We start from the raw sequence: 20179 nt of genomic DNA on the forward strand, positions 1-20179 counted from the left end.
ACACTCGCCGCATGGACCTGCGGGATGTGGCCGGCGAGTTGTACTCGGTCGCACCCGGCGACTTCATCGCCCGGCGCAACGCCGCCGCGGCCCAGGCCGACCGCTCGACGGCCAAGCAGATCAAGACCCTGCGCAAACCGTCGGCGTCGGCGGCCGCGATCAACGCGCTCACCCGCGAGCACCCGGACCTCGTCGGCGACGTGCTGGAGATCGGCTCGCGGATGCGGGATGCGTTCGCCTCCCGCGACCGCGCCGAGATCCGCGCGCTCACCCAGGAGCGCCAGCGGCTGCTGCAGCGCGCGACAGACGGACTGGACCTCAGCCCGGCGGTGCAACGTGAAGTCGAGGAGACGTTGCAGGCGGCCGTCATCGACCCGGCAGCGGCCGCCGCGGTTCGGAGCGGGATGCTGGTGCGCGCCCTCGAGTCGACCGGTCTCGAGCAGGTCGACGTCTCCGACGCCGTCGCGCTGCCGATCGACATCGAGGACTTCCCGGCGCCGCGGCCCGGCCGCCGGAAGGCGCAGGGCGGAGGCGGCGGGAACGAGGATGCCGGCGCGGCCGAAGCGGACGACGAGCCGGCCGCAGAGGAGCACACCGAGTCGCCGAGCGAGCGCCGGGAACGGCAGCGCCGCATCCGGGCCGCTGAGAAGGCGGTCGCGCGCGCCCGCGAGGACGCCGAGGCCCTCGACGACGAGCTCGACGAGACGGTCGACCACCGCGGCGACCTGGAGGCGGAGCGGGACTCGCTGCAACGACGGCTGCAACGGATCACGGACGACCTGAGCGAGACGCGTGCCGCCGAACGCGAGCTGCGCTCGCGGATCTCCGACGCGCAACGCGCCGTCCGCGAAGCGGAGAAGGCTCTGCGCGACGCACGCGACGACTGACGCGCTCAGCCCACCCAGTGCGCCAGCAGATCGTCCCAGTCCGCCTGGTAGCGGCCGAGACCGAACCGCTCCAGCGCCCACTCGCGCGCGCGTCCGCCCGTCTCCGCTCCGCGACCCGGGTCGTCCACGAACGCGCGGACCGCGTCATGCAGCTCGGCCAGGTCGGTGGAGATGGCGCCGACTCCCGGCACCACGGCGCGGCGCGCGTCCGTCGCATCCAGCGCCACGACCGGGATCCCTGCCGTCATCGACTCGAGCAGCGAGAGCCCCAGCGACGTCCAGCGGTTGGGATGCACGTACACACGCCGACGCCCGACCTCGGAGAACAGGCGAGGCGCCTCGATGTCGCCCGCGGCGACCACCCGGTCGCTGCCGACGCCGAGCGCCTGCGCCAGGCCGTCCACCTGCATCCCGAAGACGTCGACGGGCGCCACAGCGGCGAAGCCGCCGAGAAGATCCGAACCCGTCACACGCCAGCGGCGCACCGGCTCGTTGATCACCGCCGCGGCGCGCGGAAGCTCGCCGGTGAAATGGTTGCCGTAGTCGACGACACCATGCTCGATCACCCGGGTGCGGGTGGAGCCGGTGTCCCAGAACAGCGCGTTGAAGTGCGTGACGTGGGCGATCAGCAGGTCGTCCCGATCGGCGAGAGGATGCCGCGAGTTCGGAATGCTCTCCTGGGGCGTGTTGTGCTCGACGAACACGACCGGCACATCGACACCGGGACGGCGCCCGGTGAGCCGCTCGACCAGGTCGAACTCCTCCAGTCGCTGGAGCACGACGGCGTCGAACGGCGTGGACGCCAGCTCGGCCTCCGGGACGTCGACCACGTTCGCCGGCCAGTCCCGGCCGCCGACACCACCCTCGCCCGCCGCATCCACCGGGAGCAGGTAGGTGTGCCGCCCGCGCACGAACGCATCCATCCAGCCGCCGTGGACCTGCCAGACGAGAAGCCGCAGAGCGCGGCTCACAGCTGCGACCCGGGGCCGGGGTGGCCCCTCACTTCCAGAGGCCCGGTCTCGGGCGCCGGCCCGTCCTGGTCCTGGCCGGCGGCGACGCCCGCGTGCGTGTGCCCGGCCACGCCGTGCGCGGCCGTGTGCGGCTCCTTGGTCGGGCAGAGCTTGCCGCAGTACGAGCAGATGTAGCCGTCGCCGATCCGCGCTTCGCCGTTCAACCGGTACTCCAGCACGTCGCCGTCGCCCTCCAGCGCGAACTCCACGTACGCCGGCCGCTCCAGCGACGGGATGGGCACCCGCATCCGGGCGAACGGGCGTCGCGAGTCGTCGAGCGGCACCCACAGCTTGTCCGGGGCGGGGCCGAAGATCGAGCCGGCCTTGTCGACGCGGGCCGGCCGGTGGTCGTCACGGACGTGGAGGATGTGGCCGGCGCTCAGCATGTCGCGCGGCAGCACCTGATACAGCTCGGGGACTCCGTAGGCGATCGCGCCGCGGCGCAGCCGCGAGAAGCCCTCCTCCGTGTCGTCGCCCATCACCACGAATGGCGGCGCCTCGGGCGTCCGCAGCACAATGGCCGTGCCGCCCGACGGACTGTCGGAGATGAGCTGGAGGATGGCCGTGGCCTCGACGAGCAGACCCTCAGGCATGCGCCACCGACACCAGCTCCGCTTCGCGACGCCCGGGCTCCGCGTCGAACCGCTCGTCGCATACCCGGTCGGCCTCCGCGATGAGGCACTCGGCCAGGCGACCGACCACCTCGATGTCGGTGACGAGTGCCTCGCCGTCCAGGCCGTGACCGGCGGGGCGGCCGCGCAGCAGCCACGCGAAGCGCTCGGAGTGCAGGCCCTCGAACGTGGCGTGCCGGGCAGCCGGAAGCTGCGTCAGCTGTCGCGCGATCCACTCCCGCCGGGGCAGCGTCCACCACGCCTCCGGGTCGAGGGGACGGGCGGGTAGCCCGGGGAGCGCGAGTCCGCTCGCGGCGTCAATCGGACCGGCCTCCAGGTCGGCCGCATAGCCGGCCGAGTAGCGGACGTAGACCCCGGGCGCCTCATCGAGAAGGCGCTCGACCTCAGAGAGCTGATAGAGCACGGGAACCTCCGGTCGGGACACCGTCGCGTTCGCGGACCACGCGGTAGCGGCACTCCATGCGGGTGCGCGACACCAGCTCGAATTCGTGCCACGACGGGCGGTCGAGCGACGGGATGGGGATGGCGACATGAGCGGGCGCCTCGCCGTCGTCGTCCAGCGGCACGAACACGACGACGTCCGTCGCGCCGAACACCGAGGCGGAGCACGCGAAGCGCGCCTGGACATACCGGTCTGAGATCACGACGAGTGCCGGCTCCGACTCCGCGGGGTAGTCGTCCCGCGACACTTCGCGGTACGGCTCGCTGAGGCCGTGGACTCCGGGTCCGCGCCGCATCCGGACGAACACGTCGCGGCCGCCGAAGACGTCGAGCCGAAGCGACGACGGGACCGCCCCATCCGCCAGGATCGCCACCGGCGTCCTTGCGCGGCGCGGCAGCATCATCAGCACTGCCGTCGCAGTCATATCGCCCATGCAAGCAAAGCTAGGTCGAGTCGGTTCCGAAAGCAGGGGATTGACGAAGCGCTCGAGCCGTGCGGTCAGCTCGGGAGGTGGCGGCCGACCTCGTCCTCGGGCATGATCACCATGCCGCCGGTGCGCTGGGACGTGTGCATCAGCGCTTCGAGCCACTGGGGGTTGATGGCGGGCGGGCGGCTGCCACTGAACTGGAAGGCCAGCGGCACCTCACGGCTGATCCAGAGCGAGACCCGGCCGGATCCCTGCTCGACGGGGACGTCCCAATTCAGCAGGAAGCTCTCGTGACGGCGAAGCTTGGCGACGATGGCGAGCTTGACGTGGCTGAGTACCCGATCGTCGAGGTCATACTCCTGGCCCGCGCCGTAGACGAGTTTTCCCATGGTCCTCATAGTGCCCTAACGAGGCACGCAAATCCTGTCGCGTCAGGGGGATTGACACCGGTACCAGAGCGTGGTTAAGGGACCGTGAAGACCTGTCCGGAGGCCGCCAACCGGTCCTGAAGCAGCGCGATCCGCACATCCTGCGCCGGCGTATCAGCCGCGACGGCGAGCGCTGCCGCCGCACCTGCGGCCTGACCGAGCATCATGTACTGCGGCTCCATCCTGACCGACGCGAAAGCGACGGCCGAGACGGACAAGCAGACCGGTACCAGGAGGTTCGTCGCGTCCTCCCGCTTGGACAGCAGTGCTGAGTACGGGATGCCGTAGACCGGCACGGGGACCGAGAGGTACCCCTCCGTGAAGACGGTGCCGATCGGGTCCGGATGCTCGTACACCCAGCGCCAGACACGCTGCACCTCGCGGATGTCGATGTGGTACGAGCCGAGGGCGACGGTGTCCTCCGGCATCGAGCCGGCGAGCAGGTCGTGCTCGGTCAGGATGCGCTCGCCGACCATCCTTCTCGCCTCGCGGACGTACAGCTGGTGGGGGAGGTGGCCGGTGTCGGCGAACTCGCCGGGCGGCAGTCCCCAGCGCGACAGCTCGCGCCGGATCGCGGATGGCACCGCGGGGTCGTGCGACAGGAAGTAGAGGAAGCCGCGCGTGTGGTCGACATGGTGCCGACGGATCTCCTCGCGCCGCTCCGGGGAGGCGTCCGGGTACTCCCATGCCGATCCGTCCAGCACGCTCAGCGACACCGGACCGAGCGAGTTGCCGTCCGCCATCCCGCCGGGCAGGTTCGGCTCGAGCCCCAGCATCCGGCCGGCCGGACGTTCGACGCCCTCCCGTCGGTCGCGCGCGAAGAGGCGACGCCCCAGCTCCCAGTACGCGTCGTCGTAGCCGTCGGGACGATCGAACGGGATGCGGTCGGCAGCCGTGGTGAGGCAGACGCGGAAGCCGTACGACATCACGCCGCCGTCGCCCTCCCCCAGCTGTGCGAGCGGGCGGTCGTGGAGTTGCGGCAGGAGGCGTCCCGCGGTGAGCCCCGTCGGATCGTCGGCGAAGGGCGACACCCACGGCGGCATGTTGTGCATGCCGGGGAGGAGCTCCTGCCTGCCGGCGAACCGCTCGCCGTGCAGGCCGCGGTCCTCGCGGCCGACGCGGTACGGCACCCCCGCGGTCGCGAGCAGGTCGCCCTCGTAGCTCGCATCCACGAACACGCCGGCCTGGATGCGGTCGCCGCCGGTCACGGTGAAGGACCGCAGCTCGCGGCCGTGACCTTGCTGCACGGCCTCGACCCCGGTCAGCCGCGCCCCGAAGAGGACATCGACGCCCGCCTCCTCCAGCCAGCGTCGGAAGATCGCCTCGGCCACGTGAGGTTCCGGTCCGGTGTAGTGCCCGGGGGTGGTGCCGTAGTGCTCCGCGATGTCGGCTCGGAGGCGCGCGGCCGCGCCGCCGAGAGCGCGGACGTCTCCGACGTCGGTGTAGCCGAGGCCGCCGGAGGTCATGCCGCCGAGGTGCCGGCCGGGCTCGACGAGGACCGTCCGGGCGCCACCCTCGGCCGCCGCGACGGCTGCTGCGACGCCGGCGGAGGTCGCCCCGTAGACCGCGACCTCGAACGCGCTCATGCGAACTGCGGGAGGAGCCGGCCGCCCGTCTCGAAGATGCCCTTCTCGAGAGCCGTCACCAGATCCCACTGGCCGACGAGGGGATGCGCCAGCAGCGCCTTCCGCACCAACTGGCGGTCGCCGGTCACCGCGGCGCGTGCCGCCAGCCGCTCGTACGCGCTGACGTGCTGGATGAGCCCGAGCAGCTCCGGCGCGACCGGCTCCTGCGGCAGCGGGGTCGCGCCCGACGCATCCACTCGGCACAGGGTCTCGACCACGTCGTCGTCCGCGAGACCGCGGATCAGCCCGTTGTTGCGGACGTTCACGACGTGGTTGTCGCCGGTGCCGGCCACCAGCGACGCGAGCAGCGCCGTCGCCGCCTCGCTGTAGAAGGCGCCGCCGCGGGCCTCCAACTGCGGGGGCTTGGTGTCGACCGTCGGGTCGGCGTACAGGGCGAGGAGCTCGCGCTCCACGTCCGCGACAACGGTCGCCCGGGGCGTGCCCGCGACCATCTCGGCGACCGTGGCGTCATGCGCGTAGTAGTACTTCAGGTAGTACGAGGGGAGCACGCCGAGGTCGCGGATGAGCTCGCCCGGAACGCCTCCGCGGCGGCCCAGCTCGTCCGAACGATCCGCGATCATGCCGGGCAGCACATCCACACCGTCCACCCGGATGTGCCGCACCCACGACAGGTGGTTGAGGCCGACCGGGTCCACCTCGACGCGGTGCGGCTCCACGCCGTGCTCGCGTGCGATCCACCGCTGGACGCCGATCGCGAAGTTGCACAGCCCGATCGCGCGGTGGCCGTCGTCGAGCAGCGCGCGGGTGTTGATGCCGACGGGATTCGTGAAGTCGACGATCCACGCGCCCGGGTTGGCGCGCTCCCGAGCCTCGCGGGCGATGTCCAGGACGACGGGGACGGTGCGCAGCGCCTTCGCGAGACCGCCCGCGCCCGTCGTCTCCTGGCCGACGCAGCCGCAGGCGAGGGGGAACAGCTCGTCCTGCAGCCGCGCGCTCTGACCGCCGACCCGCAACTGGATGAGCACGGCATCCGACCCCTCGATGGCGGCCATGCGGTCGGTCGTCAGGGTGACCGGGACGTCGGCGCCCTGGCGGGCGAGCATGCGGCGGACCATGCCGCCGACGATCTCCAGGCGCGGGCCGTCCACATCCATCAGCCAGAGTTCGTCGACCGTGAGACGCTCGCGCTCGTTCCACAGCCCCGAGACCAGCTCGGGGGTGTAGGTGGAGCCTGCGCCGATGACCGTGACCTTCATCGCGGGGTCCTTTCGGGGTTCGGGTGGGGGTGGTTGTGGGCTTCCGGTGAGGCCGGCGTCGGTGCCTCGCGGAGGGCGCGGACGAGGCCGTCGACCGGGCGGAACTCCAGCGGGCGCGGGTCGAAGCCGAGGCGGCGGAGGCCCGCGGAGACGGTGTCCCGGAAGCCCGGGTCGGAGAAAGTTCCGCCGGCGAGGACGGCGGGGGTGCCGGGCGGGACGGCGGGGGTGCCGGGCGGGACGGCGGGGGTGCCGGGCGGGACGACGGCGGTGCCGGGCGGGACGGCGGCGGTACGGGGCGGGACGACGGAGGTGCCGGGCGGGACGACGGCATCCGGCGCGTCCGCATCCTCGGCGGAGGCCGGATCGGCTGCCCACGCACGGCGCGCCACGACGGAGGCCAGCGCCACCGCTTCGGCGGCCGCTCGCGCGATGAGGTCGGATGCGACCGTGTCCCCGTCTGCTGCGGCTCGGGCGACGAGCGAGGCGAGGGATCCGACCTGTCGCATCGACACGGACCCGTCGCGGATCGCTCGGGCGAGGGCGACCGTGTCGGCGGCTCGCGTCTCGGCGAGGACCAGCGGCAGCAGCGACGTGGATGGCCCGCGGCTGTCCTCGGCGCGCGCGGCTGCGCGGACCGCCTCACGGCCCAGTTCGTCGCCGCCGCCCCAGTCGCCGCTCGGCCAGCCGAGGGCGGGGACGGTCGCGAGTCCGTGCGGTCCGCGCGCGACGGCGTTCAGGCCCGCGCCGCAGACGACGGCGAGCGCGTGGCCGAGCCCGGCTCCCGCATCCAGCACCGCGACCGCGTCGCCGACGACCTCGACCGCCGCGCGTCGGAACAACTCGGCCAGCGCCGCGCGGTGGCCGTCTTCGTCGCCGGGGAAGTCGAGTCCCGCCACGGCAGCCGAGGCGCGGGTGACGTCGGCGGGTGCGATGCCGAGATCGCGGAGGACGGCCGAGACGGCGGCGACGACCGCCTGCGGTCCGGCTCCGCTGCCCGGGCCGATGCCGCGGGAGCGTTCGACGAGGCCGTCCGGACCGCCCTCGAGCACGACGACCTCCGTCTTCGAGTTGCCGCCGTCGATGGCGACGGACAGCCCGACCTCGGGTGCGTGTTGCGTGTTCGTCAGCGTCGATCCTTTCGCCGCGCCCATCCTGCCGCAAATATGGGATCGTTTCCACCCTGCCGGTCCGCCCGCCCATCCCGACGCGACATTTGCGCCAAATCTCCGTTATGGCCCCGCCAGAACCGAGATTTGCGCCAAATTTGCCGGCCTGCCCGCCCCGCCAAGCTCCACATTCGTGCCGAATGTGCGGAATGCGGGCCGCAAAACGCACATTCGTGCCGAATGTGCGCACTCGACCGGGCGAACCGACGCGCGATTTGCGCCAAATTTGCCCGCCCGCCTGGTCTCCCGCCTGGTCTCCCGGGGGTCGACATTCGCGCCGAATGCGCGGAATGCGGCCCGCAAAGCGCACATTCGCGCCGAATGTGCGTTATTCACCCGCCGAACCGACGCGCGGTTTGCGCCCAAATTTGCCCGCCCGCCTGGCCCCCGAGGGTCGACATTCGTGCCGAATGTGCGGAATGCGGGCCCGCAAAGCGCACATTCCGCACGAATCCGCGTTGTCGACTCGGCGAACGGACACGAGATTTGCGCCAAATGTGCGTTATCGAGCCGCCAAAGAGCACATTTGCGCCAAATCTCCGTTATCGCCCCGCCAGAACCGAGATTTGCGCCAAATGTGCGTTGGCGACGCGACGCGGCGCGCCGCTACAGCGCGCGCGGAGCCGCGGTGGAGCCGCGGGGCAGCACCTGCGCCTCGAGCACGATGGTCTGCGGTTCGGCGGCGGGATCCTGCAGGCGCCCCAGCAGGCGGTCGAGCGCGGTCTCGCCCAGCGACACCGCATCCTGAGCCACCGCCGTGATGCCCGGGCTGACCATGCTCATCCACTCGGAGTCGTCGAAGGAGACGACACTGACGTCCTCGGGGATGCGCAGGCCGAGATCGTTGGTCGCCCGCCACACGCCCTCCGCGAGCAGGTTGTTGGCGGCGAAGATGGCGGTCGGGTGGTCCCGGCGGGCCAGGATGTCGATCGCCGACTTGCGGGCGCCGTCCGCATCCCATCCGGTCGAGATCACGAGGGACGGATCGGCGGGGATGCCCGATCCCTCCAGCGAGCTGCGGTAGCCGGCGGCGCGCTCGCCACCGGTCGTCCAGGTCGTCTCGTCGATGAACAGGGCGATGCGGCGGTGGCCGAGGTCGATGAGGTGGTCCGTCATCCGCTTCGCCACGCCCGCGTTGTCGATGATGACCGCGTCGCAGCGACCGGCCGAGAACTGGCGGTCGGCTTCGATGACGGGGATGTGCTGGCGCATCAGGTAATTGGAGACGTCACCCGAGAGCGGCGTCACGATCACTCCGGCGACGCGGGTCGCGACGAACGCGCGCGCCGCATCCATCTCGGCCTCGGTGGAGCCCTGGTCGTCGACGAGCATCATCGTGTAGCCCTCGCGGCGGGCCCGGGCGGCGATGCCGGCGGCGAGATCCGCATAGAACGCGTTGCGCAGGTCGGAGACGAGCACGCCGATCGTGCGGCTGTCCTGCTTGCGCAGGCTGCGGGCCATGGCGTGCGGCACGTACCCGAGCGATTCGGCGGCGGCGAGCACCCGTTCGCGGACCCCGGCGGCGACGTAGCCTTCGCCGCTCAGGGCACGGGATGTGGTCGACTGCGACACCCCGGCGGCCAGCGCGACATCTTTCAGCGTCGCGCGCCGCTGTGTGCCGTCGGCGTCGTTCTCGATCATCGAACCCTTTCCACGGGCGCCGGAGCGCCGGACGCCCGGCGAATCCACCCTAATGGCCGACGCGCCGGCCCGCTGCCGTGCCGTCACGGATGCGTCACGCTGCCTCCGCGGCTGCGGGATGCGCGACTCACCCGGGCGGAACCGCGGCGCGGAGGAGGGGCGATCGCGCGGCGACAGAGCCGCCGCAGAGCGCATCCCGGACCGGTGACGACCGGTCCAACCGGGTGTACCGTTCCCGTCACACAGGCAGTTCCCCCGCCGGCACCGCCCACATAGCCGAGACGCGTCCGCATTCCGCGACGAGGCCGCCCCTGCCCGGGAATGGGCTGGGCTCCGGTTGCAGGCACGCTCGGGAGGACTTATAGTCGCTGCTATGTGGTAACGATGCCACACACTACGCCGACGAAGGCGGAGGACGGATCGAAAGGGTGGCGATGAAGATCACCGAGCTCGATGGCGCAAGGAAGAGGAGCCGGTGATGGCCGTCCTCTCCGACACGTCACGCGGCAAGACCCGGACGGGCAACGACAAGCCCGCCAAGAAGAAGGGCACCAAGTACAACAGGCGCGAGGCGATCGCGGGTTACCTCTTCATCAGCCCGTGGATCATCGGCTTCCTCGTGTTCACGCTCGGCGCGATGCTGTACAGCCTCTTCATCTCGTTCAGCAACTACAACCTGGCGACGAACAGCGCGACGCCGGCCGGCTTCGACAATTACTCGGAGCTGTTCAACGACCCCAAGGTCGCGCTCTCGCTCGGCAACACGCTGTTCTACGCCGTCATGGCGGTGCCGCTGGAGATCATCTTCGCGCTGCTGCTCGCCCTCCTCCTCAACTGGGTGGGCCGCGGCGCCGGCGCCTTCCGCACCATCTACTACCTCCCCAAGATGACCCCGGCGGTCGCGACCGCATCCATCTTCCTGCTGCTGCTCAACGGCAACACCGGAGCGATCAACCGCTTCCTCGCGATCTTCGGCATCGAGGGCCCGCAGTGGCTGATCGACCCGAACTGGGTAAAGCCGTCCATCGTGCTGATGACCCTGTGGGGCGTCAGCGGCACCATGGTGATCTTCCTCGCGGCACTGAAGAACGTGCCTCGCGACCTTTACGAGGTGGCCTCGCTCGACGGTGCGGGACCCATCCGCAAGTTCTTCACCATCACCATCCCGATGATCTCCCCGGCGATCTTCTTCAACGTGGTCGTGCTCACGATCGCGGCCCTCCAGGTGTTCGACCAGGCCTACCTGCTGTTCTGGCGAGACCAGACGAACGCCTCCCCCGACTCGTCGTTGTTCTACGGCGTGTACCTCTTCCAGCAGGCCTTCCGGCAGTTCAACTTCGGCTTCGCCGCGGCGATGGCCTGGCTGCTGTTCGTGATCATCCTCCTGATCACGCTCATCCAGGTGAAGGTCAGCAACCGCCTCGTCTACTACGAAGGAGACAAGTGATGTCCTCCGCGACCCAGTCCACTGCCGCCGCGGCCCTGGCCCCGCTCGCCTCCGAGCTGGATGCCGCCCAGCTGCAGGGCAGCACCCCCAACGGGCGCGGCGACAAGCCCGTCGGCGGCCGGTGGTACAAGCCGAGGACGATCATCGGGAAGACGGTCCTCTGGATCGTCGCCATCGCCTTCGCGCTGCTGTTCCTGTACCCGTTCGCCTGGCTGCTCGCCGCGAGCCTCAAGCCGCGGCAGGAGGTGTTCGACAACTCGCTGTGGCCGAAGACGTTCACGCCGCAGAACTACGTCGAGGTGTGGAACCAGCTCCCGCTGCTCTCGTGGATCGGCAACAGCGTCATCATCGCGGTCCTCGCCGCCGGCCTGGTCGCGATCTCGAGCTCGATCGTCGCGTTCGGGTTCGCGTACTTCAAGTTCCCCGGACGGACGCTGCTGTTCGGCCTGGTGCTGGCGACGATGATGCTGCCCGGCGCGGTCACCATGGTGCCGCAGTACCTGATCTGGAAGAACCTGGGCCTGATCGGCACCTGGCTTCCGCTGTTCGGTATGAACCTGTTCGGCTCGGCGTTCTACATCTTCCTTCAGCGGCAGTTCTTCATGGGGCTCCCGCGGGAGCTGTTCGAGGCCGCACGACTCGACGGCGCGAGCTACTGGAAGCTGTTCACGAAGATCGCGATGCCGCTCAGCATCCCGTCATTCATCATCATCTTCCTGTTCGAGTTCCAGGCCAGCTGGAACAACCTGCAGGCGGCGCTGATCTACCTGAACGCGGGAGGTGTCGACGGCTTCACCGTGCCGCTCGGCATCTCGTACGCGATGACCACGTTCAGTCCGACCAACGGCGGTCACGGCGACTACCAGTACGTGATGGTGGCCGCGCTCATCGTGACCCTCCCCATGCTGCTGCTGTTCGGCTTCGGCCAGCGGTACTTCATCGAAGGTGTGGCGACACAGGGCCGCAAGGGCTGACCTCATCCCGGACACCGGGCGCGGTTGGACATCGTCCACCGCGCCCGGTAACGTTTAACCCCCCTAGCGACGATTCTCGGATCGAGCCGGCGGGTGGGAGGACCACCTGTTCCGGACTCGAAAGGCCACTCGTCGTGACATCTCCTTCTCCCTCGCTGTTCGCATCCCGCGACTTCCGCCTGCTGCTCATCGGGCAGACCACCAGCCAGCTCGGCGCCCAGGTCTCCGGTGTCGCCCTGCCGTTGCTCGCCGTGGTGAGCCTCGACGCGACGCCGTTCGAGGTGGGGATGCTCGGGGCGGCATCCACCGTGGCGTTCGCCGTGCTCGGGCTCCCCGCCGGGGCGTGGGTCGACCGGATGCGTCGGCGGCCGCTCCTCGTCGCCAGCGATCTGGTGCGCGCGGTGCTGCTGGCGACCATCCCTCTCGCTGCGGTTCTGGGGCTGCTCACGATGGCGCAGCTGCTCGTCGTGTCACTTCTGGCCGGCGTGGCCCGGGTGTTCTTCGATGTCGGGTATCGCAGTTATCTGCCCTCGGTGATCGGACGGGAGCGCGTGCTCGCCGGCAACTCCTCCCTCGAGTTCGTGCGCGCCTCCGGACAGGTCGCCGGGCCCGCCCTGGGCGGAGTGCTGGTGTCGCTGATCGGCGCGGCGACGGTCGTGCTGGTGCAGGCGGGGACGTTCGCGGTGTCCGCGCTGTGCCTGCTCGGCATCCGGGCGCGGGAGGACGAGCCGACGGCTCCCGAGCACCGCCGGCGGATGCGGACGGAGATCGCGGAGGGTCTCGGCTTCGTGTTCCGCTCGCGGGTGCTGCGGTCGACGGCGCTGGCGAGCGCCCTGAGCAATTTCTCGTTCGCGATCGCGTCCGCGGTCAACATGGTGTTCCTGTCGCGGACGCTCGGCCTCTCCCCCGCGCTGATCGGCCTCGTCATCGCGGTCGGCTCGGTCACGGTCATGGTCGGCGCCGCCTTCACCACGCGCCTGTCGCGGGCTGTGGGGTCGGTGCGGATCGTCTGGCTGTCGCTCGCCGTCACGGCGCCGCTGTCGCTGCTCGGCGCCTTCGCGCAGCCGGGATGGTGGACGCTCCTGATCGTGCTCGGCATCGCCGCCGGCGAGTTCGGGCAGATCGTCTACGCGATCACCCAGGTGAGCGTGCGGCAGCAGATCTGCCCCGACCGCGTCCTCGGGCGGGTCAACGCGACCATGCAGGTCGTCGTGATGGGCCTCTTCCCCGTCGGCGCGATCGTCGGCGGCCTGCTGGGCGACGCGATCGGAGCCCGCTGGACGCTCATCGTCGCCGGCATCCTCCTCCTCGCGTGCCCCGTCATCCTGTGGGCGTCGCTGCGCGGCGTCCGCGAGGTCACGGACCTGCCCGCCGCCGCGGACGCGTAGCGCCCCCACGCGCTCCCGCGCTCGGCGCGCGCATCCCGCACCTGTCCGCCCGCGAGGTGCACGTAGGTGCGCCCGACACGCCGCGGGAGCCCGCAACAACGTGCACCTCGACTCCAGGCGGACCGACGCGAGACGTGAGTGGATGCGGGAAAGCGGAGCGAGTTGCGGCACGTACTCGCAGCGCGGCGTGCGCATCCCGCATATGCCCGCCCGCGAAGTGCACGTAGGTGCGCCCGACACGCCGCAGGCGACCGCAACTACGTGCACCTCGACGCGCGGCGAGGGGCACGAGACGCGGGCACGCAGACGGGGCGGCCTCCGCGAGGAGACCGCCCCGTCTGCGAGCGCGTTACTTGCTGCTCTTGGTCGACTGGTCGTAGGCCTTCATGGCCGCGGCCTGCGCATCCTTCAGCGCCTCGCTCGGCGACTTGCTGCCGAGGAGCACCGACTGGATGGCGTTCTGCAGCTCCGTCTGGATCTGCTGGCCGGCCGGCGACGCACCGAACGACTTTCCGTTGCCCACCACGTCGTAGTAGGTCGAGATCGCCTTGTCGAAGCCCGCGTTGCCGGACGGCTTCACGTACTTCTCACGCAGCGTCTTGTCGGCCTCCGGCGAACCCGTGAAGAGGCCGGTGTTGATCGCACCCGGCGTCTTCTTCAGCGTCTCGGCACGGGCGGCGCCCGCTGCCTCCCACGCCTGGAGGTTGGTGAGGTTGAGCGCCCAGGCGCACGCGGCGTCCTTGTTCTTGGCACCGGTCGGGATGACGAACGACGTTCCCGAAGCGACCGTGAACGGCTGGCCGTCCGGGCCCTTGAACGGAACCGCGCCGATGTCCACCTTGTCGACGAACGGGGTCAGCACGTTGACGTACCACTGGGCGTTGACCTGTGCGCCGACCTGGTCCTTCACGTACTGGTTGTTCTCGCCGAACGTGTCGAACGCGTCGGTGAAGCTCTTCACCTTGGCGTAGCCGCCCTGGGCGTCGGTGATCTGCTTGAGCACCTCGAGGCCCTTCTCGTTCTTCGAGTCGTCGAGGGTCGGCTTGCCGTCGCTGCCGATGATCTGTCCGCCGTAGCCGAGGATCCACAGGCCGGCCTGGCCGCCCGCGACCGGGTCGAAGCCGAGGACGGACGGGTTGCCGCCGGACGACTTGTACATCTTCTTGATCGCTGCGACGAGCGTGTCCGGCTTGGACGTGTCGATCTCGGCGTCGGTCACGCCGGCCGCCTTCATGACGCGCTCGTTGGTGATGATCGCCGGCGGCTGGTAGAACTGCGGGACCGCGTAGACCTTGCCCTTGTACGTGATGTCGTCGATGACGGACGGGTAGTAGCTGGACGTCGGGTCGACGTCGTGCACCTTGTAGCACTGGTCGAGCGGCTGGATGAGGCCCTGCGCCGCGTAGGTGGCGACGAAGTTGCGGTCCATCTGGACGACGTCGGGCACGTTGCCGCCGGCGACGCGGGTGGTGAACTTCTGCGCGTCGAACGGCGTCTGGTCGATCTTGATGGTGACGTCTTTGAGCTGGCTCTTGGCGTAGTCGATTCGGGAGGTGCCGACGTCGTCGGCGTTGTCGAAGCCCCAGGCGTTCAGGCTGCCCTTGGCGTCTTTGGAGAAGTCCCCGCCGGACGAGCTGCCGCCGCTGGAGCTGCAACCGGCGAGGAGCGCCACCGACGCGGTGAGTGCCAGCGCGGCGAAGGCGGTGTGCCTCTTGTTCATCTGATTTCCCTTCAGTGGTGTCGCAGCGGGCGTCCTCGCCCGTGCGAAGAGGTACGGGATCCCCTACCGCCGGGGTCTGAGCGACAGTATGGAAACCTTCCCACATCGCACGCTAATGCAGCGGTGACGCTCTTCACAAGGGGACCGGGTCCTCAGAGCCGGTTTTCGTTACTTGATCGTTTCTTACGCTTGAAGCCTGCGCTTCTCAAGCCCTAGGGTCGTATGGCAACGATGCCACATCTACCCCGGAGGAAGGCCCCGATGCCCCGCATCCGCCGTTTACTGCTGCTCGGCCACACCCACCACGACGTCGGCTACACGAACAGCCCCCGGATCATCGACGGGATGCACGCGCAGATCGTGCGCGAAGTGCTCCGGCTGGCCGACCAGGACACGGCCGCGCCGGACGCTCCCGACCGCTTCCGCTGGACCTTCGAGGTGGCACGGCCGGTGCTCGAGTTCCTCCGCACGGCGACGCCGGCGGAGGTCGCGCGCCTGCGCGAATTGGCGGCGGATGGCACCATCGCGGTTACCGGCGGCTACCTCAACATGACGCAGTTGCCCGACCTCGCCGAGTTCGAGGCCGCCTATCGGTCGCTCCAGCGCATCCACGACGCCGGCATCCCGGTGCGCACCGAGCAGCACGGCGACGTCAACGGCATCGCCTGGGGTGTGGCCGATGCGATGCTGGACGCCGGGATCGACCGCCTCGTCATGGCCCTCAACCCGGACCATGGCCGCGCACCGCTCGAGCAGCCGAGCCTGTTCTGGTGGGAGGCGCCGTCCGGCCGCCGCGTGCTCACCCTGCTCTCGACGCACTACGGCTTCGGCGAGGAGTGGGGCATCGTCGACGGGGATGTCGCCCTCGCCGAGCAGCGCATCCTCGCGTTCGTCGAGCGCCTCGACGCGCGTGACGATTACCCGTTCGACACGGCGGTCGTGCACGCGGGCAACGACAACCGCTGGCCGACGGCGCTCTTCACCGAAGTGGTGCGCCACTGGAACGACCGGCACCCCGGCATCCTGATGGAGACCGCGACGATCGACACGGCGATGGATGCGCTGGCCGCGCAGGCGCCCGACGATCTGCCCGTGCTCCGCGGCGAGTGGGCCGACTGGTGGTCGCACGGTCACGGCTCCACCGCCCGCGAGGTCGCCGTCTACCGCGCGGCGCGGCGGTTCGCGCTCTCCGCACGCGCGGCTTTCGACCTCGCCCGCGCGCGCGGGGAGGGCGAGCCGGCGCTCGCCACGGTCCTGGGCTACCGCCGGGGCCCGGTTCGCGTGCGCGACGACGCCGAGCTCGCCCCCACGTTCGACCGGGTGGATGAGGAGCTCCTGCTCTTCGGCGAGCACACCTGGGGCTCGTGGGAGACCTACTCCAAGCCGCACTCGCACTTCAGCCATTCGCACTGGAACGCGAAGGCGGGCTTCGCCTACGGCGCCTGGGACCTCGCCCGCGACCTGAACGTCGAGGCCCTGTACCGCCTCGCGGCGTCCGGCCGCGATCCCGAGCCGGCGGACGGCGTGCTCGTCGCCAACCTCACCGACCGTCCGCGCCGGGAGGCCGTCGAGGCGGAGGTCGGAGGGACACGCCGGGTGACGGTGGTGGCCGACGTGCCCGCATCGTCCGTCGTCGTGCTCCCGGCGCCCGGCGTGGAGCCGGCCGCCACGACGGGCACGACCATCGAGGCCGGGCGCTTCCGAGCGACGGTCGACCCGGAGCGCGGCGGTGTCGTCTCGCTCGTCGACGTCCGCACCGGCCGGGAGCTGGTGGATGCGCACGCGCCGCACGGTCTCGGGGCCGTCGTCGCCGAGACGGTCACCGCGGCCGGTCGTTCGCACGCGATCTTCGACAACCCGAAGAACTTCAACCCCGGCTTCCCCGGCCCGGAGTTCGAGCGCTCATACGCCGCATCCACCTCGGCTCCGGAGGTGATCGAGACGGACGCCTACGCGCGCATCCGCTGGTCGGGCGAGCTCCCCGGCAGCCTCGCGGCCACGCATACGCTCACCCTCTATCGCGAGCTGGACGACATCGACCTCGCCGTGCACATCGCGAAGCCCGAGCACTTCGGCCCAGAGAGCCTGTTCGTCGCCTTCCCGTTCGCGGTCGAGCGGCCGGAGTTCCTGCTGGAGACCGCGGGCGCGGTCTTCGCGGCCGAGAGCGAGCAGCTGCCGGACACATCGAAGGACTGGTACTCCGTGCAGCACGCGGTCGGTGTGCGCAGCGCCGAGGGCGGCCCGGCGGTGCTCTGGGGCACCGTAGATGCGCCGCTCGTCCAGCTCGGCGGCTTCCACACCGGGAAATGGGCGCGCACCCTCGATGCGCCGGCGGGGCACATCAACAGCTGGGTGATGAACAACCTGCACTTCACCAACTTCCAGGCGCGGCAGGATTTCACCGGAACGCTGCACTACCGCTTCCGGCCGGTGGAGACGGCGGAGGGATCGGACGCGGCGGACCTGCGCGCGGAGGTCGCAGCATTCGGCGCCGACCTCGCGCTGCCGCTGCAGGCGCGCTCGTACACCGGACCGCTGGGGAGCTGACCGCCGCATCCCTCGGCCGAACCTGGGAAGGCCCTTACAACCGGGCGGATCCGCCATCCGATCGCATCCAGGCCTCCGGACGACTCCCTGGCGGGCGTTCCCTCCCCCGCCGGAGAACAGGCGCGGCGTGCCGACGGCGACCAGGGGCGCGCGCGGCATGCCGCGTCCTGTCCTGCCCCGCCGCATCCGCCGGATCCGCCGTGTCGGATCGCCCGTACTCCTGGACACGGCGTCGGAGCCCGCCGATAGGGTGGTTCGCACGGGCTGTCCGACGTGCGGGCGGCACGGACGACGTGAGGGGGTGCGCGTGGCGGAGGACGACGACCTCGCGATCAGGATCCGCGGGCTGCACAAGCGGTTCGGGCAGAAGGTCGCGGTCGACGGGATCGATCTGGACGTGCCGTCCGGCAGCTTCTACGGGCTGGTCGGACCGAACGGCGCAGGCAAGACGACGACGCTCAGCATGGCGACCGGCCTGCTGCGTCCGGATGCCGGCGAAGTGCTCATCCACGGCGTCGACATGTGGAAGAACCCGCTCGCCGCGAAGGCGATGGTCGGCGTGCTGTCGGACGGCGTCCGGCTGTTCGACCGGCTGACCGGGCAGCAGCTCGTCGAGTACGCGGGGCTCCTGAGCGGTATGGACCGCCCGACCGCGCAGCAGCGCACCCACGACCTCCTGCAGCTGCTCGACCTGGAGTCGGCGGGCGGAACGCTCGTCGTCGACTACTCCGCGGGCATGACGAAGAAGATCGCCCTCGCCGCCGCGATGGTGCACGCCCCGCGCGTGCTCGTGCTGGACGAGCCGTTCGAGTCGGTCGACCCGGTCTCGGCGGCGAACATCCGCGACATCCTCCGCACCTACGTCGACGGCGGCGGGACCGTGGTGGTCTCGTCGCACGTGATGGACCTGGTGGAGCGGATGTGCGACCACGTCGCCGTCATCACGGCAGGACGCGTAGTCGCGGCCGGCTCGGTGGACGACGTGCGCGCCGGATCCACGCTCGAGGACCGGTTCGTCGAGCTCGTCGGCGGACGCCGTGTCGGGGAGGGGCCGGAGTGGTTGCGACACTCGTAAGGCTGCGCCTGCTCGTCCTCAAGAACTCGTTCCGCCGCAGCACCGGGCAGCTGGTGGCCGTGATCATCGGCGCGATCTACGGGGCCGTCGGCCTCCTCGTCGTGCTCGGCGCCCTCGTCGGCCTGTCGTTCGCTCCTGCGGAGGTCGCGACGACCGCCGTGGTGCTCGCGGGCTCGGCGGCCGTCCTCGGCTGGGCGGTGCTGCCACTGCTGCTCTCCGGCGTCGAGCAGACGCTCGACCCGGGCCATCTCGCGGTCTACCCGATCGCGCTGCGGCCGCTGATGATCGGGATGCTGCTGAGCGGCGCGGTCGGTGTGGCCGGCGCGGCGACGACTCTCGCATCCCTCGGCACCGCCCTGCCCTGGCTGCACTCGCCGGGGATCGCGCTGATCGCCCTGGTCACGGGCGTGCTCGGCGCCGCGACCTGCATCGTCGTGTCACGCGCGGTCACCTCCATCGCGAGCGGGCTGTCGTCGGGCCGCCGCTTCCGCGAGGCCAGCGGGCTCCTCATCCTGATCCCGCTCATCCTCGCCGGCCCGATCATCATCGGGATCACCAGCGGCTTGCAGTCGTCGGCAGACGCTCTGCCCGCGGTCGCCGCGGGCCTCGGCTGGTCGCCGCTCGGCGCGGTGTGGGCCGTCCCCGGAGCCGTCGCCGCGGGCGACCCGCTCGGCGCGCTGCTGCGGCTGCTCATCGCCGTTGCGACCTTCGCGGTGCTCTGGGCGGTCTGGCGCTGGGGGCTCGCGCGCTCCCTGGTCACCCCCGCTCGGGCTTCGTCGCGCGTGCGTGCGCCCGGCAAGTCGGGTCTGTTCGGCATCCTGCCCGGGACTCCGGCCGGCGCCATCGCCGCGCGCTGCCTGACTTACTGGTTCCGCGATCCGCGATACCTTCGGCAGCTGCTCATCATCCCGCTGCTCCCGGCGATCATGTGGTTCTACTCGAGCATCAACCACTCGACCGGCTACTTCTTCGCGGCCGGCCCGGTGGTCGCGTTCACGCTCGGGATCGGGATGATCGCCGACGTGTCATACGACTCGACCGCGTTCGCGCTCCACGTGTCGAAGGCCGTGCCGGGTCGCGCGGACCGCTGGGGTCGCGCATCCGCCCTGCTGACGTTCGCGATCCCCGCGGTCGTCATCATCTCGGTCGGCGCCACGGCCTTCGAGGGCGACTGGCTGCCCGCACCCGGTCTGCTCGGGCTGTCGCTCGGGATGCTGCTCAGCGGCGCCGCCGTCTGCTCGGTGACCTCGGCGCGGTTCGTCTTCCCGGTACCTGAGCCCGGCGACAACCCGTTCCGGTCGCGGCCGGGCAGCAACATCTCGCTGCTCGGGCCGACGTTCGCGGCGTGGGGCGTCATCGCCGTGCTGTGCCTGCCCGAGATCGTGCTGCTGATCGTCTCCCTCGTGACCCGCGAGGCGATCTGGGGCTGGCTCGGGCTCGCCGCCGGGATCGTGCTCGGCGCGGTGCTGCTCGTCGTCGGCGTGCGCGTGGGCGGCCGCGTGCTGGACGCGCGGGCTCCGGAGCTGCTGCTGCAGCTGCGGAAGGACGCCTGA

At 70.7% G+C, this 20179-nt stretch carries 17 protein-coding genes; 7 read left to right on the forward strand and 10 right to left on the reverse strand.

The annotated features are described in order from the left end of the window. The first annotated feature begins 11 nt into the window (after nucleotides 1-11). Nucleotides 12-887, forward strand: a complete 876-nt coding sequence (locus ABIC47_RS05845) for a hypothetical protein (RefSeq protein ID WP_089879070.1) — start codon at nucleotides 12-14, stop codon at nucleotides 885-887. Between the two features lie 5 nt (nucleotides 888-892). Here ABIC47_RS05845 and ABIC47_RS05850 read toward each other — a convergent pair whose 3' ends face one another. The 9 genes from ABIC47_RS05850 to ABIC47_RS05890 all read right to left on the reverse strand — a co-directional run bounded on the left by ABIC47_RS05850 (nucleotide 893) and on the right by ABIC47_RS05890 (nucleotide 9475). Continuing rightward, the gene (locus tag ABIC47_RS05850) at nucleotides 893-1858 is read right to left on the reverse strand and encodes a glycosyltransferase (RefSeq protein ID WP_354478224.1); all 966 of its coding nucleotides are present in this window, start codon (nucleotides 1856-1858) and stop codon (nucleotides 893-895) included. Then, the gene (locus ABIC47_RS05855; RefSeq protein WP_354478227.1) at nucleotides 1855-2490 is read right to left on the reverse strand and encodes a hypothetical protein; all 636 of its coding nucleotides are present in this window, start codon (nucleotides 2488-2490) and stop codon (nucleotides 1855-1857) included. Before ABIC47_RS05855 ends, ABIC47_RS05850 begins: the two co-directional genes overlap by 4 nt. Further along, nucleotides 2483-2932, reverse strand: a complete 450-nt coding sequence (locus ABIC47_RS05860; RefSeq protein ID WP_354478230.1) for a DUF6098 family protein — start codon at nucleotides 2930-2932, stop codon at nucleotides 2483-2485. Before ABIC47_RS05860 ends, ABIC47_RS05855 begins: the two co-directional genes overlap by 8 nt. After that, on the reverse strand, nucleotides 2913-3395 hold the full coding sequence (locus tag ABIC47_RS05865; RefSeq protein ID WP_354478232.1) for a hypothetical protein: 483 nt from the start codon (nucleotides 3393-3395) through the stop codon (nucleotides 2913-2915). The genes ABIC47_RS05860 and ABIC47_RS05865 overlap by 20 nt, the downstream gene beginning before the upstream one ends. 74 nt (nucleotides 3396-3469) lie before the next feature. Then, nucleotides 3470-3787 carry a DUF7882 family protein gene (locus ABIC47_RS05870; protein ID WP_018192713.1) on the reverse strand — a complete coding sequence of 106 codons (318 nt, stop codon included), beginning with the start codon at nucleotides 3785-3787 and terminating at the stop codon, nucleotides 3470-3472. 74 nt (nucleotides 3788-3861) lie between these two features. Beyond that, a complete protein-coding gene (locus tag ABIC47_RS05875) occupies nucleotides 3862-5412 on the reverse strand; it encodes an FAD-dependent oxidoreductase (RefSeq protein WP_354478235.1) in 1551 nt (516 codons plus the stop codon). Continuing rightward, on the reverse strand, nucleotides 5409-6668 hold the full coding sequence (locus tag ABIC47_RS05880) for a 6-phospho-beta-glucosidase (RefSeq protein ID WP_354478238.1): 1260 nt from the start codon (nucleotides 6666-6668) through the stop codon (nucleotides 5409-5411). Before ABIC47_RS05880 ends, ABIC47_RS05875 begins: the two co-directional genes overlap by 4 nt. Further along, nucleotides 6665-7819, reverse strand: a complete 1155-nt coding sequence (locus ABIC47_RS05885; RefSeq protein ID WP_354478241.1) for a BadF/BadG/BcrA/BcrD ATPase family protein — start codon at nucleotides 7817-7819, stop codon at nucleotides 6665-6667. The genes ABIC47_RS05880 and ABIC47_RS05885 overlap by 4 nt, the downstream gene beginning before the upstream one ends. A gap of 621 nt (nucleotides 7820-8440) precedes the next feature. Continuing rightward, nucleotides 8441-9475, reverse strand: coding sequence for a LacI family DNA-binding transcriptional regulator (locus tag ABIC47_RS05890; protein WP_018192717.1), 1035 nt, complete (start codon nucleotides 9473-9475; stop codon nucleotides 8441-8443). A gap of 478 nt (nucleotides 9476-9953) precedes the next feature. On the opposite strand from ABIC47_RS05890, the gene ABIC47_RS05895 reads away from it, so the two are divergent. The 3 genes from ABIC47_RS05895 to ABIC47_RS05905 all read left to right on the forward strand — a co-directional run bounded on the left by ABIC47_RS05895 (nucleotide 9954) and on the right by ABIC47_RS05905 (nucleotide 13284). After that, entirely contained in the window at nucleotides 9954-10922 is a 969-nt protein-coding gene (locus ABIC47_RS05895) for a carbohydrate ABC transporter permease (protein ID WP_089879095.1), read from the forward strand. After that, the gene (locus tag ABIC47_RS05900) at nucleotides 10922-11896 is read left to right on the forward strand and encodes a carbohydrate ABC transporter permease (protein ID WP_018192719.1); all 975 of its coding nucleotides are present in this window, start codon (nucleotides 10922-10924) and stop codon (nucleotides 11894-11896) included. The genes ABIC47_RS05895 and ABIC47_RS05900 overlap by 1 nt, the downstream gene beginning before the upstream one ends. Nucleotides 11897-12030: 134 nt before the next feature. Further along, nucleotides 12031-13284 (forward strand): MFS transporter, encoded by a 1254-nt coding sequence (locus tag ABIC47_RS05905; protein WP_354478245.1) that lies wholly within the window; start codon nucleotides 12031-12033, stop codon nucleotides 13282-13284. A gap of 349 nt (nucleotides 13285-13633) precedes the next feature. Here ABIC47_RS05905 and ABIC47_RS05910 read toward each other — a convergent pair whose 3' ends face one another. After that, nucleotides 13634-15004, reverse strand: a complete 1371-nt coding sequence (locus ABIC47_RS05910; protein WP_354478248.1) for an extracellular solute-binding protein — start codon at nucleotides 15002-15004, stop codon at nucleotides 13634-13636. A 261-nt stretch (nucleotides 15005-15265) separates the two neighbouring features. On the opposite strand from ABIC47_RS05910, the gene ABIC47_RS05915 reads away from it, so the two are divergent. From ABIC47_RS05915 to ABIC47_RS05925, 3 genes are all read left to right on the forward strand, one after another. After that, a complete protein-coding gene (locus ABIC47_RS05915) occupies nucleotides 15266-17551 on the forward strand; it encodes a glycoside hydrolase family 38 N-terminal domain-containing protein (RefSeq protein ID WP_354478251.1) in 2286 nt (761 codons plus the stop codon). 301 nt (nucleotides 17552-17852) lie between these two features. Continuing rightward, entirely contained in the window at nucleotides 17853-18626 is a 774-nt protein-coding gene (locus ABIC47_RS05920; RefSeq protein ID WP_018192723.1) for an ABC transporter ATP-binding protein, read from the forward strand. Next, nucleotides 18608-20179, forward strand: coding sequence for a transporter (locus tag ABIC47_RS05925; protein ID WP_354478254.1), 1572 nt, complete (start codon nucleotides 18608-18610; stop codon nucleotides 20177-20179). The genes ABIC47_RS05920 and ABIC47_RS05925 overlap by 19 nt, the downstream gene beginning before the upstream one ends.

This window comes from Leifsonia sp. 563 (assembly GCF_040545055.1).
GTDB lineage: Bacteria > Actinomycetota > Actinomycetes > Actinomycetales > Microbacteriaceae > Leifsonia.

What these genes read in the sequence shown, in the direction of transcription:
- ABIC47_RS05845 (WP_089879070.1), top strand. Translation starts at nt 12, where the DNA reads ATGGACCTGCGGGATGTGGCCGGCGAGTTGTACTCGGTCGCACCCGGC.
- ABIC47_RS05855 (WP_354478227.1), bottom strand. Translation starts at nt 2,490, where the DNA reads ATGCCTGAGGGTCTGCTCGTCGAGGCCACGGCCATCCTCCAGCTCATC.
- ABIC47_RS05865 (WP_354478232.1), bottom strand. Translation starts at nt 3,395, where the DNA reads ATGACTGCGACGGCAGTGCTGATGATGCTGCCGCGCCGCGCAAGGACG.
- ABIC47_RS05870 (WP_018192713.1), bottom strand. Translation starts at nt 3,787, where the DNA reads ATGGGAAAACTCGTCTACGGCGCGGGCCAGGAGTATGACCTCGACGAT.
- ABIC47_RS05875 (WP_354478235.1), bottom strand. Translation starts at nt 5,412, where the DNA reads ATGAGCGCGTTCGAGGTCGCGGTCTACGGGGCGACCTCCGCCGGCGTC.
- ABIC47_RS05880 (WP_354478238.1), bottom strand. Translation starts at nt 6,668, where the DNA reads ATGAAGGTCACGGTCATCGGCGCAGGCTCCACCTACACCCCCGAGCTG.
- ABIC47_RS05885 (WP_354478241.1), bottom strand. Translation starts at nt 7,819, where the DNA reads ATGGGCGCGGCGAAAGGATCGACGCTGACGAACACGCAACACGCACCC.
- ABIC47_RS05890 (WP_018192717.1), bottom strand. Translation starts at nt 9,475, where the DNA reads ATGATCGAGAACGACGCCGACGGCACACAGCGGCGCGCGACGCTGAAA.
- ABIC47_RS05895 (WP_089879095.1), top strand. Translation starts at nt 9,954, where the DNA reads ATGGCCGTCCTCTCCGACACGTCACGCGGCAAGACCCGGACGGGCAAC.
- ABIC47_RS05900 (WP_018192719.1), top strand. Translation starts at nt 10,922, where the DNA reads ATGTCCTCCGCGACCCAGTCCACTGCCGCCGCGGCCCTGGCCCCGCTC.
- ABIC47_RS05910 (WP_354478248.1), bottom strand. Translation starts at nt 15,004, where the DNA reads ATGAACAAGAGGCACACCGCCTTCGCCGCGCTGGCACTCACCGCGTCG.
- ABIC47_RS05915 (WP_354478251.1), top strand. Translation starts at nt 15,266, where the DNA reads ATGCCCCGCATCCGCCGTTTACTGCTGCTCGGCCACACCCACCACGAC.